We start from the raw sequence: 18,038 nt of genomic DNA, 5'->3' as shown, positions 1-18,038 counted from the left end.
TGGATAAAAAAATATTTTTTAGTACTTTTGCAAATGTAAGAGAGGGGCATATCCCTCTACTTGAAAAGAAGAGATCGTTAACAACAAAAGACTACATTCTTTGATACGGAAGATATATTTTGCATTGTTCGTGGCAATGCTGCTATGTGTGGGTTGTGAGTTTAAGCTCAAGCCCAACGATGATGATAATGATGCCAGTCATGTGCATATAGAGCGCTATGACCGGTTGGAAAGCCGTTATCTGATTACAGGAGATTTTTCTGCTCTCCAGCAGATGAACACAGAGTTTCCTATTGAGACACGTACACTTGTAGAGAAGATGCTCCAGATTGGAGAGGTGAGTGATCATGATATCAATGAGCGTTTTCTGCGTTTTTATCAGGATTCCACGTTGCAGACCATTATCACCGATGCGGAGTCGGAGTATGCCAATATGGATGACTTGAACAAAGAGTTGTCACAATCATTTCAGCAATTGAAAGACTGGCTGCCTGACATGCCGGTGCCACGTGTTTATGCACAGATAGGTGCTTTGGATCAGAGCATTGTGGTAGGAGACAAGTTGATCGGCATCTCTCTTGATAAGTACATGGGAGCGAAATACCCCGTTTACAAGGAGTTCGGTTTTTCTAAGGAGCAACTTTCAGCCATGGGGCGTAGTAATATTGTACCGGACTGTTTGAGTTTTTATCTCTTGAGTCTGTATCCGATGGCAAACTATGACCAGCGTACTCAGTTGGAAAAGGATTTGCATATGGGCAAAGTCATGTGGGTTGCCAACAAAGCATTGGGGAAGCCTTTTTTCCGTTCTACGTATGTGTCCATTGTTGACCGCTATATGCACAAGCATCCTTCTGTGACATACCAGGAGCTTTTGGCCAGTGATGATTACAGTGCTATGAAGTAGGCTGGTTGATCTCATAACAGCAGGCAAATATCAGATTGCGGATTTCCGCAATCTTTGCTTTTTCCTGTGGTTGGTATTGTTGATAGTAAACAAGCGCACTCTGAAGGGTGTCTAATGCCTTGTACCATTGTTTGATAAAGGAGTAGCAAAGTCCTAAACGATAATAAATCTTAGCTTTTTCGTCTTCATGACAGCGTGCTTGTGCTTGGGCGTAGAGTGGGGCGGCTTGAGAGTATTTGCCTAATGTGAAATAGCTCTCCCCGTCGGCATAGTAGTAAAACGACAGTTCTTGTGGATCAAAGGCTTGTAACTGAGGAATGACAGAATCCAAGCATTTCGTGGCTTGCTCGTATTCCTGATCATAATAATAGCATACGCCCAAATAAGCTCTGAATCTCGGATTGAGCTGATAGCTCTTGTCCAATCTTTGCAAGATGAGTTTTGCCTCATGATACTTGCCACCTTGGAAGTAGGAAATGGCAAAGCCCAACTGTTGGCTGTCTGTTTTCTTTTGAACAGCATTCTGTCCTTCGGCAGGTAACATCGTCGTGATCATCAGCATGATTACGATGAATGACCGGCCGAAGGACAGATTTTTTTTATCCCTAAACATATTGACGATACGTTGTTAGGGGATTTATTTGAAGATGAGTTTGGCGTCTCTTTCTCCTGCCTCTTTAACCCATGCTTCCGGTATGAATTTCCAGTTATGATTGGGTTGTGGATCTACTGTCCCCATCTCCTCAATAGCTTTCATGAAATAATACCGTTGATCACGTTGTGAGCGCCAAACGATTCTTGATTTCAAGCTGTCATGTGGAATGCCGGCACCCAGTGTCAGCAGCTGTCCGCCGCCATTGCCACGGTAGCTGTTGATAGCCACGTTGTACCATTTGTCTTCTTCAAAAGGCTTTCCATTACTCATTCTCAGAATGTTGACTTTTTGGCCATTGGGTTTTCTGACGTCTACATTGTAATCAATGCCGGCTGCAGCGTCAAAGTTGAAGATGAAATTCTTGAAACGGCCACGCTCGTTCGATCCTGTGTTAAAGGATTCCAGAAGGAAGAGATGGTCGCTTGGAGCCGCCATTGTATTAACCCACTGATCATAGCTCATCTCCAGATAGTCTTTGATCTCCTTGCCGGTGAGTCTCATTACATAGAGATGATTCTCATATTTATAGAGTTTAAACATGTCCCGAACAGAGATCGGACCTTGCTTGATACTGTCATTCAATGTCAGCGGCGCGTTGAAAGAAATATCAGCACCGGTTAATTTGATTTGAAGATTCAATATGAAATCGTTGAAGGCACTATTGCCGAAGAAGCTATCCCGGGTATAGATTGTATGGGCAAAGTTGCCAATCTGCTTATTGGCAAAGTTGCTCACTTCATGAAGGTAAGGCTCGAAATGCTTCACATAGTCCTGGTCGATGTCGTAATTTCTGATATCCACCAATTCCCCCTGCTTTTCCTTCACTGTCCATTTCCCTTTTTCTTTTTGCAAGTTGAGTGTTGCGACAGCTACCGTCTGCGCATTGTTTGCCGGATCCAGGCACAGCACATCCTTTCCCAAATTGTTTTTAATTATTAGTTGGTGTCGGGTATGATCATGTCCAAAGAGAATCAGATCGAAGCCAGGGACTTCTTTTGCGACAGCCAAAGAAGCGTTTTCCGCATAGTTAGGAGTGGTGATACCGCCCTCAGCACCAGAATGGAAGAGTCCGATGACCACGTCCGGGTGCTCCTGCTGGCGGATGATGTTCATCCAATATTTTGCGGTGCTTACCATCTCGTCAAACCGCATACCCGTCCATGACGTTTGTTCCACCCAGTTGGGGATGGCTGGTGTGAGAAGTCCCAAGATGGCGATGCGTATGCCTTGGCGCGTGATGATGGTGTAGGGCTTGAAATATGGTTTGCCCGTTTCCGTGTTGATCACATTGGCACCGAGCAGAGGACAGTGCAGTTCGCCGGCCCATTTGTCAAAACAGGAATGTGCTGTCTCTATATCATGATTGCCAACCGTCTCTGCGTCATACCCAAGATAGTTGACGACATCAGCCGCAATGTTGTGCTGTAGGGTATCGACGAAATTTGAAAAGTAGTTGATCGGCTGCCCTTGCAGAATGTCACCGTTGTCAAGCAGCAGTGTGCTTTTCGGATACTGACCTTTCAACTGTTTGTAGAAAGTGCTCACACGTGCGAGTGAACCTGCCATATCGCTGTTGTTGATAAAGTCATGTGGAAAGAAGCAACCATGCACATCGCTGGTTTCCACTATCTTCAAAGTGACAGTTCGCTTTTGGGCAAAAGAGGTCGTGTTCATTTGTAAGCAAAGTAATAAAAAGAATACCATTCCTATCAGCCGGTGATGGTGTTGATAGCTTGAGAATCGTTGTATTTTCATTGTTGAATCATAATTTTATTGCAAACTTACACAAATTCTTTGAGACATTGCTCGAATCGATGTGAAATGTTCTTTAAAGAGCCAATAAATGTGGACATAGTATTTTTACACGATTATAAATTTGTGCATTTAGAATATTATGCGTACTTTTGTAGAGATAGAATATAATCTTGTTCAAGCATCGTTTTGTATTAGATAAGTATGGAAGATCAGTATATAGAAGTCAAAGGAGCTCGGGTCAATAATCTGAAGAACATCAATTTGCGTATACCTCGTAACGCTTTTATTGTGATGGCTGGTGTGTCTGGCTCTGGAAAATCGAGTTTGGCTTTTGACACGCTCTATGCCGAGGGTCAGCGTCGCTATGTAGAGAGCTTGTCGAGCTATGCCAGGCAGTTTTTGGGGCGTATGAGTAAACCCGAGTGTGATTTCATCAAAGGCTTGCCCCCGGCAATTGCTATAGAGCAAAAGGTGACGGCCCGGAATCCTCGCTCCACAGTGGGCACTTCTACTGAGATTTATGAGTATTTACGTCTGCTTTACGCCCGTATTGGCAAAACCTTTTCCCCCATTTCAGGGCAGGAGGTCAAGAAGCATACCACAGAAGATGTGGTGCAAAAGACGTGGGAGTTTGCCGACGGCACGAAGTTGATGATCCTCTCGCCGCTGGTGATTCCTCAGGGTCGTACGGGTCGCGAGCAGTTGGAGATGTACTTAAAAGAAGGCTTTACCCGACTGATGAAAGGTACAGATATCTTGCGCATTGAGGATCTGCTTCAAGAGCAAGATGGGGCACTGGCCACTGCGCTGAAAGAAATGTTCTTGGTGATCGACCGCACAAGCGTGTCACATGAGAAAGACATGATAGCCCGTTTGGTCGACTCCACAGAGACTGCCATGTATGAGGGCAACGGTGCCTGTCGGGTAGTGTTTCTTCCATCTGGACTGAGTTACGATTTCTCTTCGCGTTTCGAGGCAGACGGTATGACCTTTGAAGAGCCCGACGATAATATGTTCTCCTTCAACTCACCGCTTGGAGCCTGTCCCACATGCGAGGGCTTCGGCTCTGTCATCGGCATCAGCGAAGGTCTTGTCATTCCCAACTCTTCGTTGTCGGTCTATGAAGGCTGTGTGCAGTGTTGGCATGGTGATAAAATGAAGTGGTGGCAGGAAGAGTTCTGCCGCCGGGCGGCTCAATATGATTTTCCCATCTTCAAGCCTTATTTTGAATTGTCACAGCGTGAAAAGGATATGCTGTGGCACGGATTGCCCTGCGACAGAAAGAAAAACGGTGAGCGCAGGTCTGACGCTGTCTGCATCGACGGTTTCTTCGACATGGTGAAGGAAAATCAGTATAAGATCCAGTATCGTGTGATGATGAGTCGTTATCGTGGCAAGACCGTCTGTCCCATGTGCCATGGTACCCGTCTGCGTAAGGAAGCCACTTGGGTAAAGATAGGCGGGTGCAGCATTGTGGACTTGGTGGAGATGCCTGTGAAGAACCTCAAAGACTGGTTCGAGCATCTTGAACTCACCGACCATGAGCGTCAGGTCAGCAAACGTCTGCTCACTGAAATCCAGTCGCGCCTAAACTTCTTGTGCGATGTGGGTCTTGGCTATCTTACGCTCAACCGACAGAGCAATACGCTCTCAGGCGGTGAGAGTCAGCGTATCAATCTCTCTACCTCTTTAGGATCCTCCTTGGTCGGAAGCCTTTATATCCTTGATGAACCGAGCATCGGACTGCATAGTCGCGATACGGCCCGACTTGTCAAGGTGTTGCGAGAGTTGCAGAAGTTGGGCAATACAGTTATTGTCGTGGAGCACGACGAGGATATCATCCGCGGAGCCGACTGGCTGATCGATGTAGGTCCTGACGCTGGGCAACATGGCGGCGAGATAGTGTATGAAGGCAAAGTGCCACGTGATGTAGATGCTGCCACGGCAAAAGCCTTGTTGGAGAAATATCCTCGTAGCCATACGCTGCAGTATCTCTTAGGGACAGAGACAATCGAAGTGCCATCCTCTCGCCGTTCCTGGACCAAGTCGATCGAACTGAAAGGCTGTCGGGCCAACAATCTCTGTGGTGTCAATGTCCGCTTCCCGCTTAATGTGATGACGGTGGTAACCGGTGTCTCCGGTTCCGGCAAGTCGTCTCTGGTGCGTGATACCCTCTATCCGGCTTTGAAGCGCAAATTGGGTGAAGTGACGGATGCGCCAGGCGAGTTCCAGACGATGGAAGGCGACTGGCAGGATATACGCCACGTGGAGTTTGTCGACCAGAACCCTATCGGCAAGAGCACACGATCCAACCCTGCCACATATCTCAAAATCTATGACGCTATCCGTCAGCTCTTTGCCGAACAGCCTTTGGCAAAGCAGCAAGGATTCACCGCACAATATTTTTCTTTCAATACCGAGGGAGGACGATGCGAGGAATGTAAGGGTGCCGGTTATATCACGGTGGAGATGCAGTTCATGGCAGATCTTACCTTGGAGTGCGAAGCTTGTCATGGTCAGCGATTTAAGAAAGATGTACTGGAAGTCCGTTTTAAGGGCAAGAACATCACTGACGTGCTCAATATGACCGTAGATGAGGCTATCGACTTCTTTGGAACAAATGGTCAGAAAACTATTGTCAAGCGGCTTCAGCCTTTGTCTGATGTCGGTTTGGGATATATCCAGTTGGGACAGAGTTCTTCGACGCTTTCCGGTGGTGAGAACCAGCGAGTAAAGTTGGCTTATTTCATTGGTCAGGAGAAGCAGGATCCTACCTTGTTTATCTTTGATGAACCTACCACGGGACTCCATTTCCACGATATCAGTAAACTTCTAGCATCCTTCAACGCCTTGATAGAACGTGGTCATTCTGTCTTGATCATTGAGCACAACATGGACATCATCAAATGTGCAGACTGGGTGATCGACATGGGTCCTGATGGTGGCAACCAAGGCGGAAGACTCATCTGTGAAGGTACACCGGAGACGGTCGTGGCCTGCAAGCAGAGTGTGACAGGGCAGTATCTCAAGGAAAAACTGTCTTAAACCCCAAGTTGTGTTTGACATGATTTCTATTCTTATTCCTACTTTCAACGACGACTGTGTGGCCTTAGCTTATGCTGTGGCAGCGCAGTGTCGTGATATACATGGTTTGGAGTGGGAGCTGATAGTAGGAGACGACGGATCCACAAATCTGCAGACGATAGATGCCAATCGCCAGATCAACACATGGCCTCATTGCCGCTATTGGCTTACTGGGGGCAATCATGGGCGGGCAGCCATCCGCAACGCATTGGTGAGGGAAGCCCTTGGACAATGGTTGCTGATGATCGATGCTGACTTAAAAATAGTGAAGAAAGATTATATCCGTCAATATGTTGCTTTCATATCAGAGCATCCTCACTCTTGCGCCTGCTGTGGCGGATATAGAGTGGGGCATGGTGTGGCATCTAATTTGCGTTACCTTTATGAGAAGCAGTCTGAGCCGTATCAGTCTGCTAAGGTTAGGCAAAAGGCTCCTTATCGCAACTTCAAGTTGTCCAATACCTTGGTTGCCCGTGACCTCTTGTTGCGTCACCCGCTTGATGAGCGCATCCGGTACTATGGCTATGAGGACGTGATATTTGGTATGCATCTCGAGAAAGAAGAAATGCTGGTAGAGCATATAGATAATCCGGTGCTCTTTGACCGATTCGAAAGCAATGCGTCCTATATCAGAAAGATAGAGGATTCTGTCAAGGTCTTAGTCTCTTTCCGTGAAGAACTCAAAGGCTATTCTTCGCTGTTGTCTTTGACCGACAGTGCTGTTGGTGGCGTCTTGTCGCGTTTTGCTTTTCCTATACTTTCTTTGTTGCGTAACCGTTTCAGAGCGAATCTTCTGTCTTCACGTCCTTCTTTGGTGGCTCTGCGCTTTTATAAGTTGTACTTATTGCTCAATCAATTGTCATAATCTCCCAAGAAGAGAATACCTTAACAACTTATAAATCTTTATCCCTTTCCTTCTGATTCTCATTTTTTTATATTATCTTCGCAAAATAGAAGATGTAAAAAGATCAGGCAAAATGAGACTCATTGCATTTTTATTTCTACAACTGGCAAGCATAGCCGTAGCTTATTGCGCCACATCTCAGGACAAGAAAGTTTCGGCTGATCAGTTATATACACAAGTTACCCGTCTGGTTCCACAAATGGAGCAGACACGCGATTCTGTCACTTACTATCAGTTGCTCTACAAGTCCTTTTCGTTGGCATTGGTCTGTGACTCCATCGACGCGTTGCCCAATAAAAAAGGGAAATCCCAGCCACGATACCGCAAGCAATTGTTCAAGTTGTTACGAACACAGAGACAGCACCTCATTGACGGTGGTATGATGTATTATGCGCGTCATGACAATCCTATGGCGCTCAAGTTTTTCCATCTCTATCTGCAAACCCATTCGTCGCCTCTGTTCCGTATTTCCGATAAACAGCAAGATGCTTATCTCGGTGTGGTTTCCTATTATGCTTCGTTGTTGGCTTATGGCGAGAAACATTTCCGCGAGGCCGACCGCTATGCCGATATTGCTTTGAATGACTCCAATATGGCTGAGGATGCAGCAGAGATAAAGATCAACTGCATGCGTGAGCTCATGCGCACACCGCTCGATTCTTCGCGTTATGAGTTGGCTCTATTGGCCTTGCATGATAACGCACCGGGCAATGCGGCTTATTTCCATCTCTTGACCGATTTTCTTTCTAGGCCAGGCCATGAAGGCGAACTGGAGAATTTCGCGAAAGACGAACTGGCAAAAGACTCTCTTAATGCCAATATCTGGTCATTATGGGGTGAAATAAATATGCGAAAACACAATTGGGACGAAACCATCGTGGCTTTGGAAAAAGCCGATACAATTGACAGTACGCAGGTGCAGGTCATCTACAATATTGGTATCTGCTGGGGAGAGAAGGCGCTGGCACTACGGGGGAAGGATTTGCAAAGCAGGACAGACAGCAACACTGTTACCGGAGAAAAGGCGATGAAGGACAGTGATATCTACATCTGCCTTGTGAATGCAAGCAATGCTTTCCACCGTGTCGCGCGGTTAGATCCCATGCAGACCCAAGTGAAATGGAAAGAAGCGGCTGAACATGTCGATGCCGCCATACAGAGGATGAAAGAAAGCGCGAATGAGCCAACTGCTAAAAAAACTTCCCGTAGAAGAGGAAGAAGATAATCGCTGATATGAAAACAAAGATACTTCTATTGATATTTATCTTATTCTCCGTGGCAACCTTTGCACAAAAGAAAGAGATTGCTACGGCCAAGGATTATGTGAAGAAGAATTCCAACCTGGAGAAGGCTGAGCAGATGATGAGGACTTTGCTCGCAGACTCTGACAATCGTCGTAACACAAAAATTTGGAATGTGCTCTTTGACGCTCAACGCCGTCAGTACGAAAATGGAAATGAGAAACTCTATCTTAAACAGAAATTCGACACGGCATCCATCTTTAATATCACCAGCAGGATGTTTCGGGATATGGAAGTTTATGACTCGCTCTTCAATCTGCCTCATCCCCAAGAATCAGATGCCAAAGAGTGGCGTAAATCTCATGGGCAATTGTTGAATATGATCAGACCCAATCTTCTCAATGGAGGTCTGTTCTTTATCAGAAAGCAGAAATATGATTCTGCCTATCTTTTGCTCAATCAATATATCGAGACGGCCAGCCAGCCGCTCTTCTCTGCATTTCATTATGATGAGAAAGACAAGCAGCTTCCTGTTGCCGCTTACTGGGCTGTCTATGCATCGTATAAAATGGGGAACCGCAAGCAAACCCTTCATCATACCTATCTGGCACTGAAGGATACCACTCACTATAATCAGATGCTGCAACTGCTTGCTCAAACCTATTTGGGGGAGGGAGACACCGTCAGATATGTCAACACGCTGAAGGAAGGCTTTGAACGCAATCGCCTCGACGACTTTTTCTTCTCACATCTGATCGACTACTATTCTGCCAGAAATGACTGGCAGCAAGCTCTGACAATGACCAATCAGGCACTCGAAACAGACAGTCACAACCAGCTTTTCCGAATTACGAAGAGCATTATCTTGCTGAATACGGGCAAATACCAGGAGTGCTTTGCCATCTGTGATTCACTTATCCACGAGAATGACTCGCTTGCCGAGGCTTGGCTCAATGCTGGATTGGCTCTGTTTAACCAGGGAGTGGCTTTGGACAAGAATCCCGTTCTCTCTGCAAAAAAACACGGGCAGGTCATCAGCTTCTATAAGCAGGCTCTGCCTTACTTGGAAAAATACCGGCAGCTTCAACCCGACCGTAAAGACCGATGGGCACTGCCCCTTTACACCATTTATCTCAATCTCAATAGAGGTAAAGAATTTGATGAAATCGATAAATTGCTGAGATGATGAATATATCCCAATTAATAACAAAAGCCGGCATCACGCCCAACGAGATGCAAGAGGCCACAATAGATGCAGTATTGAATGATCGTGACGATGTGGTGGTTATGAGTCCTACCGGTACGGGTAAGACGCTGGCCTATCTTCTGCCCGTTGCCGCACAGACAGATGCTACAAGCACTGCCCTTCAAACGCTTGTTGTCGTGCCGGGGCGTGAACTGGCTTTACAGTCCGACACCGTACTGAAAAACATCGGTTCGGGTATTCGTTCGATGGCCTGCTACGGGGGACGCCCCACCATGGACGAGCATCGTTTGCTGCGCCAACAGTGTCCTCAGATCATCTTCGGTACGCCCGGACGTATCAATGACCATATTGCCAAAGGCAACATCGATGTCCGGCAGTTGGCATTCCTGGTCATCGATGAGTTTGACAAGTGTTTGGATATGGGATTTCAGCAGGAGATAGAGACGCTTCTCCATAGCATACCCTTGAAAGCCCGTCGCATCTTGTTGTCTGCCACCCAGCCTGAAAAAATGGAGGCAACGATGAACAGCTATCGCTCCGGCCACAAGATCACGACACTGGACTTCAGACTTGAGGACGATGCTACAGCTGAACGCATCAAGGTGTTGACGGTTCGCAGTGAAGAAAAGGACAAGTTGCCTGCTTTAGCTCAGTTGCTTGGCCAGATAGGGCAGGAGAGCAGTGTGGTGTTCCTGAACTACCGCGATGCTGTGGAGAGGGTGACTGACTATCTTTTGGAACAAGGTTTCTCTGCTATCTCCTATCATGGTGCCTTGGAGCAAAAAGAGCGCGAGGAACATCTTTATCTTTTTGCCAACCACTCCGTCAATACGCTTGTCAGTACCAATTTGGGCAGCAGAGGTATTGATATACCCGATATCAACAATATTATCCACTATCATCTGCCTGAGAGCGAACAAGATTATATCCACAGAATCGGACGTACGGCACGATGGGATAAAACAGGAAGAACCTTCTTTCTCTTAGGTCCTGAAGAATCACTGCCGGAGTATGTTGATGCAGATGTCGAGAACTACAACCTTTCTGACCATACCGATGAGGCTCCAACGCTGCCACCGATGGTCACGATCTATATTGGTAAAGGCAAGAAAGACAAGATCTCCAAGGGTGACATAGTCGGTTTCCTTTGCAAATGCGGTGGATTGAAGTCAAAAGACATAGGTCGCATAGATGTCTACGACAACTATGCTTATGCGGCTGTAGCCCGTCTTCTGGTTCCCATGATGCTCAAAAAGGTGAGAGGACAGAAAATCAAGGGACAGAAAACGATTGTCGAAGTTCATAGAACTTGGGAGAAGTAATGTACTTGGTAAGGGCTTTCATGTAGTCTCTTAGCTTGTCTAAAAGTAGTCTTCGCCTGTTTCAAAATAGTCTTTTAGCATGAAACTACGAGTTTCTTACCGAGAAACTGCGAGTTTCAAACTAAGAAACTACGAGTTTTTCACTGAGAAACTGATAGTTTCTGACCGAGATACTAATAGCCCCTTATCAGGAAGCTTGTTGCTCCTTGGTGAGAGGCTGTAGTTTTTCATGCGGTTGTTTTTTATCGACTTCAAAAGTCTATATATAATAAGGTGTGATTCTAGGGTATAGGGAAGCTGTCTTAACCATAGAGAAAGCCCTCATAAATATACTTACTATATACTAAATAAGTGTCATATTGACAGTTTACATCGCACTAAAGATAAATAGTTGCCAAAAAATTTGCTGATTTGAAAAATAATTCGTAAGTTTGCATAAGAGTACAATAACCTCTAAGTATTAACTAAAAACAAGTGGAAATGAAGAAGTACAACTTTAATGCGGGTCCCTCGATGTTGCCCCGTGAGGTCATAGAGAACACTGCTAAGCAGATTCTGGACTTCAATGGCTCCGGACTCTCCTTGATGGAAATCAGCCATCGTGCTAAGGACTTCCAGCCAGTGGTCGATGAGACAGTAGCTCTGATCAAAGAGTTGCTCGATATCCCCGAAGGCTATTCAGTGATATTCCTTGGTGGTGGTGCCTCGCTTCAGTTTATGCAGATCCCGGCAAATTTCCTTATCAAGAAGGCTGGATACGTCAATACAGGTACATGGGCTAAAAAGGCTATGAAAGAGGCTAAGCACTTCGGTGAGACCATTGAGGTGGCTTCTTCTGCTGATGATAACTATTGCCATCTGCCCAAGGATTTCACTATACCGGCAGATCTCGACTATCTTCACATCACTACGAACAACACGATCTTCGGCACTGAACTGCGCAAGGACATCGATTCGCCTGTACCTCTGATCGCTGATATGAGTTCTGATATTCTCAGCCGCCCCGTCGATGTGTCGAAATATGACGCTATCTATGCCGGATGCCAGAAAAACATGGGTATGGCAGGTGTCACTTGTGTCATTCTGAAGAATGACAAGCTAGGACGCGCTCCGCGAGAGTTGCCGACGATGATCGACTACAACACCCATGTCAGCAAAGGATCCATGTTCAACACGCCGCCTGTGGTGCCTATCTATTCTGTGCTTGAGACTATGCGCTGGGTGAAGGCTCATGGTGGTGTCAAGGAGATGGACAAGCGTGCACAGGAGCGTGCCCGCATCGTCTATGACGAGATCGACCGCAACAAACTCTTCAAGGGTACCGTAGCCGTAGAGGATCGTTCGGTGATGAATCTTTGCTTCGTGATGAACGAGGAGTACAAGGATCTGGAGAAACCATTCCTCGATTTCGCTACGGAGCGGGGTATGGTAGGCATCAAGGGCCACCGTTCTGTGGGTGGATTCCGTGCAAGCTGCTACAATGCCCAGACGCTTGAAGGTGTTAACGCCCTTGTACAGTGCATGAAGGATTTCGAGGCACAGCATTAATCTTAATACTATCGACATGAAAATATTAGTTGCAACAGAGAAACCTTTTGCTGCCGCAGCAGTGGAGGGCATTAAAAAGGTGGCCCAAGAAGAGGGACATGAGATCGTGCTCCTTGAGAAATATCAGGAGAAGCAGCAGTTGCTCGATGCAGTAGCAGATGTTGATGCCATGATCGTGCGTTCCGATAAAGTCGACAAAGAAGTGCTCGACGCCGCCAAGAACTTGAAGATTGTTGTCAGAGCCGGTGCAGGTTATGACTCCATAGACACTGCTTATGCCAAGGAAAAAGGTGTTGTCGTTGAGAATACTCCGGGGCAGAACTCCAACGCTGTGGCTGAACTGGTCTTTGGCCTGCTTGTCTTCACCGTCCGCAATTTCTTCAATGGCAAGTCTGGCTCTGAGCTGAAAGGCAAGAAATTGGGCATTCTGGCCTTCGGAAATGTCGGTCGCAATGTAGCCCGTATTGCCAAGGGCTTTGATATGGACATCTATGCTTATGACGAATATTGCCCGAAAGACGTCATCGAGCAGAGTGGGGTGCATGCTGTGGACAGCCGCGACGATCTCTTCAAGACTTGTGACGTGGTCAGCCTGCATATCCCAGCAACACCGGAGACCAAGAGCAGTATCAACTACGATGTTGTGAATTTGATGAAGAAAGGTGGCATTCTGTTGAACACAGCCCGTAAAGAGGTGATTGACGAGGAAGGACTTCTGAAGTTGATGGCAGAGCGTGAGGACTTGAAGTACATTACAGATATCAAGCCGGACGCTGATGAGGCATTCAAGAAGTTTGAGGGCAGATATTTCTCTACACCTAAGAAGATGGGTGCACAGACTGCCGAGGCCAACATCAACGCCGGTATCGCTGCCGCAAAGCAGATCGGTGCGTTCTTTAAAGACGGTTGCACAAAATTCCAAGTAAATAAGTAATACCTTGTGGACATTGCTTCCTGCTTCGCCGTGGTCGGCGAGGTAGGAAGCGTTGTCTTTTCTTACACCTTATATATATAGCTAACATTTAAAGTCTATTACTATGGCATTAGTCAAACCTTTTCGTGGCATACGCCCACCGCAGGACTTGGTAGAGAAAGTGGCATCACGGCCTTATGATGTGCTCTCATCGGAGGAAGCAAGAAAAGAGGCCGGTGACAACGAGATGTCACTCTATCACATCATCAAACCGGAGATCAATTTCGAGCCGGGAACATCGGAATACGATCCTCGTGTCTACACCAGTGCCGCAGAGCATTTCAAAGCATTTCAGGACAAGCATTGGCTGGTTCAGGATGAGAAAGAACATTACTACATCTATGCTCAAACGATGAACGGCAAGACACAATATGGTCTGGTTGTTGCTGCTTCCGTTGATGATTACCTCACTGGCGTCATCAAGAAACATGAGCTCACCCGTCGCGACAAGGAAGAGGACCGCATGAAGCATGTCAGAGTATGCAATGCCAATATGGAGCCAGTCTTCTTTGCTTATCCCGACGATGAAGTCCTGACCGCTCTCCTCCAGCGCTATGCGGCAACGAAACCCGTTTATGACTTTGTAGCACCTGATGATGGCTTCCGTCATCAATTCTGGATCATCAACGACCAACAAGACATCAACACGATAACGGCTGAGTTCGCAAAGATGCCACATTTGTATATTGCTGACGGACATCACCGCTCAGCGGCTGCCGCATTGGTGGGTGCCGAGAAGGCAAAGCAGAATCCTCACCATACGGGAAAAGAGGAATACAACTATTTCATGGCAGTCTGCTTCCCTGCAAGTCAGCTGACAATACTTGACTATAACCGTGTGGTCAAGGATCTCAACGGTTTGACTTCTGAGGAATTTCTCAATAAACTGCGTGAAGACTTTGATGTTGAGGACAAGGGAGAGGCTGTCTATAAACCGCAGCATATCCATGAGTTCTCTCTCTACCTCGATAAGCATTGGTATAGTCTTGTTGCCCATCCACAAACCTATGACGACAACGATCCTATCAAGTCGCTGGATGTCGATATTTCAAGCCGCCTGATTCTCGACAAGCTCATGGGCATCAAAGATCTGCGGAGCGACAAGCGTATTGATTTCGTAGGTGGACTGAGAGGATTGGAAGAGCTGAAGCGGCGTGTGGACAGCGGTGAGATGCGTTGGGCCTTAGCTCTTTATCCGGTTTCCATGAAGCAAATCATGAACATTGCAGATACGGGAAACATCATGCCTCCAAAGGCAACATGGTTTGAGCCCAAACTGCGCTCCGGACTGGTAATCCACCGTTTGGACTAATACGGTTTCAATAATTCATTTGAATGAACGACGAATATAAAACGATAGAAAACACGGGCGAGGGCTACTATACCGAGAAGCGTAGTAAGTTCCTCGCCTTTGCACATCATGTAGAATCTGTCGATGAGGCCAAGCAGATCATCGACAGTTATCGCAAGAAATATTATGATGCTCGCCATTGCTGCTATGCTTATCAGATAGGAGTGGGCGATCAGGTGCAGGTGCGGGCCAACGATGATGGTGAGCCTTCGTCGACAGCCGGCAAGCCAATCATGGGACAAATTGTCTCAAATGAGCTTACGGATATTCTTATCTGTGTTGTCAGATATTATGGAGGAGTGAATTTGGGAACAGGAGGATTGATCGTGGCTTACCGCACAGCAGCTGCCGATGCCATTGCGCATTGCTCCGTCGTCACACGTCTGGTGAAGGAGAAGGTGGAGTTCCATTTCACGTATCCCATGATGAATGGTGTGATGAAGGTGGTGAAGGATATGAAAGCAGACATCGTCGCGCAGGATTTCAACATTGACTGCACCATCGTCTTGGGCATCAGAAAGTCTGAAGCTGAGTTGCTCAGACAGAGGTTGGAGCATCTGAATTTTGAATAGAACGGTCTCTACTTCAAAAGATTTATATCCACACGTTTGGTGAAGTCAAAAATTAGTTATATCTTTGTAGCCAAATGTTTTGGATTAAGTCTCCGAAACCAGCAGTGATATGGCACCAGAAATGACCAGTGTACAGACAGATAGCGTGGAAACACGGCGTAAGACGACGCGTAACCGTGATTTCGGAAAGGGTAAGAAGCGTGATATCAAACGCAACATACCCACTGATCTCATACCCATAGAGGAAGAGACCTGGCTTCTCCAGCCTATCGCCGTGACGATGATGCGTCACGATTATTCTCTCATTCAGATACGTATCCTCGTCACTATCGTTGAGTATATGCAGTCGAAGTTGCATAAGATGCTCAACAAGGAGCGTCTGCAACCGGAAATCTTCTCTGACGCAGAACTTGACAATGATGGACGCTTGGAGATCAAGACACTCTTCAAGACACTTGGCGTGGATCCCAATCACTATCCTCAATTGCGCCAGAGCTTGAAGATGCTGGCAGCAATTCCTGTGGAGATTCCTTATAAAACAGCCGACGGCCGACATTATCAAAAGGTTACCAACCTCTGCGATGTATATATTCCGGAGGATGAGGGTATCTATGAGAAATATGCTGTGTTGAAGATTGACCGTACCGTTGCCAAGCGACTGGTATCTCTTGACTTGGGGTATCATCGTTTGGGCAAGCAGATTGTGTTTGCCTGCAAAAACCGGTATACCCAGCGCATTTACATGTTTATTGAGAGTTGGCTCGACAAAGGCGGCACCATCATCAAGACCATAGACTTTCGAAAGATGCTTCGTTTGGAAAGCAACTACAAGAAATTCAGTGATTTTACCCGGCGTGTTCTTGAACCTGCTAAGGCAGAACTGGAATCCTTGGCAGAAAATGGCTTCTGTGATTGCTACTTCGATTATAGTAAACGTTACAACCATGGACAGCGTGGCGGAGAGCCTGATGAACTGGTCTTTAAAATTTACAGACCGAAGAATCGGTTGAATCAGCAACTCAAAGATGTCACCGACATGCAGAAGAAGCAGTTCGCCAATATGCTCGTGAGATACTTTGGCTTCGACAACACATTGGCCAACAAAATGTGTGACAGGATAACACCGGAGAACTATCAGGATGCTGTCTCCAAGCTCGTTGATCTGCGGTCGAGGCTCAACAACAACCTTACGATCAATGACCGTGCTGCTTATACCTATCGAGCACTGGATAATCTCTTCAAGGGAAACGCGGAGAAAATGTTAGAAAACAAAAAGTAAACGAAATATTATATGAAATCAAGAACTTCTGATTGGTTTGAGACAAAAATACGCTACGACAAGACACAAGAGGACGGTGGACAAAAACCTGTCACAGAACAGTATGTCGTAGACGCACTGAGTTTTACAGAGGCTGAGAAAGCTTTGATTGAGGAAATGCAGACTTATATCAGTGGAGACTACAAGATCACCGGCATCAAGCCGGCTCCTTATCATGAGATATTCTTCAGCGATCTCAATGCTGATGATAAGTGGTATAAAGCTAAGCTCCAATTCATCACCATCGACGAGAAAACACAGAAGGAGAAGCGGTCTAATGTCAACTATCTTGTACAGGCTGGGTCTTTACCAACAGCCGTCAAGTATATAGAAGAGGTGATGGGTGGTACGATGATTGACTATGTCATCAGCGCTATCAACGAGACCCCTACCATGGATGTTTTTGTTCATGATTTGGATCCTAACAAGAAAAAGAAAGAAGAAGACGATAAACCAGAATACGAAAGAGAAAACACATCGGCAGACGACAACAAGGTGAAGGAGGGTGAGTAATGGACATTGATGTTGCATCGAATTTGAAAAAAGTCCTGGCTGAATTGCCAAAAGGCACAAGGCTGGTAGCTGTCAGCAAGTTTCATCCCAATGAATACATAGAAGCAGCTTATCAGGCTGGCCAGCGTATCTTTGGAGAAAGTCATGAACAGGAACTGGTCAAGAAGTATGCACAACTGCCCAAAGACATTCAATGGCACTTCATCGGTCATCTCCAGACCAACAAAGTCAAATACATAGCACCATTTATCAGTATGATCGAGTCGGTCGATTCGATGAAACTGATGAAAGAAATCAATAAGCAGGCTGCGAAAAGTGATCGTGTTATCAATGTACTCCTGGAACTGCATATTGCGGAAGAAGAGGCAAAGACCGGTCTGACACTCGATGCCTGCCGTGAATTGCTGAGCAATGGTGAGTGGAGAACATTGACCCATGTGCATATCAGTGGTTTGATGATGATGGCCAGTAATGTTGATGACCAAGAGCAAATCGCGCGTGAGATGACTACAGCCGCAGACTTCTTTGAAGAAGTAAAAAAGCAGTATTTCAGCGATGACGACACTTTCTGCGAGCGGTCGTGGGGTATGAGCCATGACTACAGGATTGCCATTAAATGCCGTTCTACGCTCGTACGTGTCGGAACAGCAATCTTTGGTCCGAGAGTTTACTGATGATACTCCCGACG

Annotated in this window: 15 protein-coding genes; 13 read left to right on the top strand and 2 right to left on the bottom strand. The window is 46.4% G+C overall.

All coding sequences use genetic code 11. The annotated features are described in order from the left end of the window. Positions 1-103 precede the first annotated feature (103 nt). Positions 104-907: a gliding motility protein GldB-related protein gene (locus FYJ73_RS09915; RefSeq protein ID WP_419471147.1), complete on the top strand. Its 804-nt coding sequence runs from the start codon at positions 104-106 to the stop codon at positions 905-907. Here FYJ73_RS09915 and FYJ73_RS09910 read toward each other — a convergent pair. Both FYJ73_RS09910 and FYJ73_RS09905 read right to left on the bottom strand, forming a co-directional pair. Then, a complete protein-coding gene (locus FYJ73_RS09910) occupies positions 897-1,520 on the bottom strand; it encodes a tetratricopeptide repeat protein (protein WP_235899313.1) in 624 nt (207 codons plus the stop codon). The genes FYJ73_RS09915 and FYJ73_RS09910 overlap by 11 nt on opposite strands. 24 nt (positions 1,521-1,544) lie before the next feature. Further along, entirely contained in the window at positions 1,545-3,266 is a 1,722-nt protein-coding gene (locus tag FYJ73_RS09905) for a bifunctional metallophosphatase/5'-nucleotidase (RefSeq protein WP_154534586.1), read from the bottom strand. A 252-nt stretch (positions 3,267-3,518) separates the two neighbouring features. Here FYJ73_RS09905 and uvrA point away from each other — a divergent pair, with 252 nt between their 5' ends. The 12 genes from uvrA to FYJ73_RS09845 all read left to right on the top strand — a co-directional run bounded on the left by uvrA (position 3,519) and on the right by FYJ73_RS09845 (position 18,024). After that, positions 3,519-6,362, top strand: a complete 2,844-nt coding sequence (gene uvrA / locus FYJ73_RS09900; RefSeq protein ID WP_154534564.1) for an excinuclease ABC subunit UvrA — start codon at positions 3,519-3,521, stop codon at positions 6,360-6,362. A 19-nt stretch (positions 6,363-6,381) separates the two neighbouring features. Then, complete coding sequence (locus FYJ73_RS09895) at positions 6,382-7,266, top strand: glycosyltransferase family 2 protein (protein ID WP_154534563.1); 885 nt, start codon at positions 6,382-6,384, stop codon at positions 7,264-7,266. Positions 7,267-7,378: 112 nt separating this feature from the next. Further along, positions 7,379-8,530, top strand: coding sequence for a hypothetical protein (locus tag FYJ73_RS09890; protein ID WP_154534562.1), 1,152 nt, complete (start codon positions 7,379-7,381; stop codon positions 8,528-8,530). An 8-nt stretch (positions 8,531-8,538) separates the two neighbouring features. Next, positions 8,539-9,732 carry a tetratricopeptide repeat protein gene (locus FYJ73_RS09885; protein ID WP_154534561.1) on the top strand — a complete coding sequence of 398 codons (1,194 nt, stop codon included), beginning with the start codon at positions 8,539-8,541 and terminating at the stop codon, positions 9,730-9,732. Further along, complete coding sequence (locus FYJ73_RS09880) at positions 9,732-11,075, top strand: DEAD/DEAH box helicase (protein WP_154534585.1); 1,344 nt, start codon at positions 9,732-9,734, stop codon at positions 11,073-11,075. Before FYJ73_RS09885 ends, FYJ73_RS09880 begins: the two co-directional genes overlap by 1 nt. Positions 11,076-11,555: 480 nt before the next feature. Further along, positions 11,556-12,623 carry a 3-phosphoserine/phosphohydroxythreonine transaminase gene (gene serC, locus FYJ73_RS09875; RefSeq protein WP_154534560.1) on the top strand — a complete coding sequence of 356 codons (1,068 nt, stop codon included), beginning with the start codon at positions 11,556-11,558 and terminating at the stop codon, positions 12,621-12,623. A gap of 16 nt (positions 12,624-12,639) precedes the next feature. After that, positions 12,640-13,557 carry an NAD(P)-dependent oxidoreductase gene (locus FYJ73_RS09870; protein WP_154534559.1) on the top strand — a complete coding sequence of 306 codons (918 nt, stop codon included), beginning with the start codon at positions 12,640-12,642 and terminating at the stop codon, positions 13,555-13,557. A 103-nt stretch (positions 13,558-13,660) separates the two neighbouring features. Beyond that, positions 13,661-14,908, top strand: coding sequence for a DUF1015 domain-containing protein (locus tag FYJ73_RS09865; protein ID WP_154534558.1), 1,248 nt, complete (start codon positions 13,661-13,663; stop codon positions 14,906-14,908). A gap of 23 nt (positions 14,909-14,931) precedes the next feature. Beyond that, a complete protein-coding gene (locus tag FYJ73_RS09860; RefSeq protein ID WP_154534557.1) occupies positions 14,932-15,519 on the top strand; it encodes an IMPACT family protein in 588 nt (195 codons plus the stop codon). 109 nt (positions 15,520-15,628) lie between these two features. Continuing rightward, positions 15,629-16,798 carry a replication initiation protein gene (locus tag FYJ73_RS09855; RefSeq protein WP_154534556.1) on the top strand — a complete coding sequence of 390 codons (1,170 nt, stop codon included), beginning with the start codon at positions 15,629-15,631 and terminating at the stop codon, positions 16,796-16,798. 12 nt (positions 16,799-16,810) lie between these two features. Then, entirely contained in the window at positions 16,811-17,350 is a 540-nt protein-coding gene (locus FYJ73_RS09850; RefSeq protein WP_154534555.1) for a DUF4494 domain-containing protein, read from the top strand. After that, complete coding sequence (locus FYJ73_RS09845; RefSeq protein ID WP_154534554.1) at positions 17,350-18,024, top strand: YggS family pyridoxal phosphate-dependent enzyme; 675 nt, start codon at positions 17,350-17,352, stop codon at positions 18,022-18,024. The genes FYJ73_RS09850 and FYJ73_RS09845 overlap by 1 nt, the downstream gene beginning before the upstream one ends. Positions 18,025-18,038 lie beyond the last annotated feature (14 nt).

Origin of the sequence: Hallella mizrahii (assembly GCF_009695775.1) — a bacterium.
In the GTDB taxonomy this organism is placed as follows: domain Bacteria; phylum Bacteroidota; class Bacteroidia; order Bacteroidales; family Bacteroidaceae; genus Prevotella; species Prevotella mizrahii.
The sequence above is the reverse complement of the archived record's forward strand: the minus strand, read 5'-3'. Positions and strand labels throughout refer to the sequence as shown.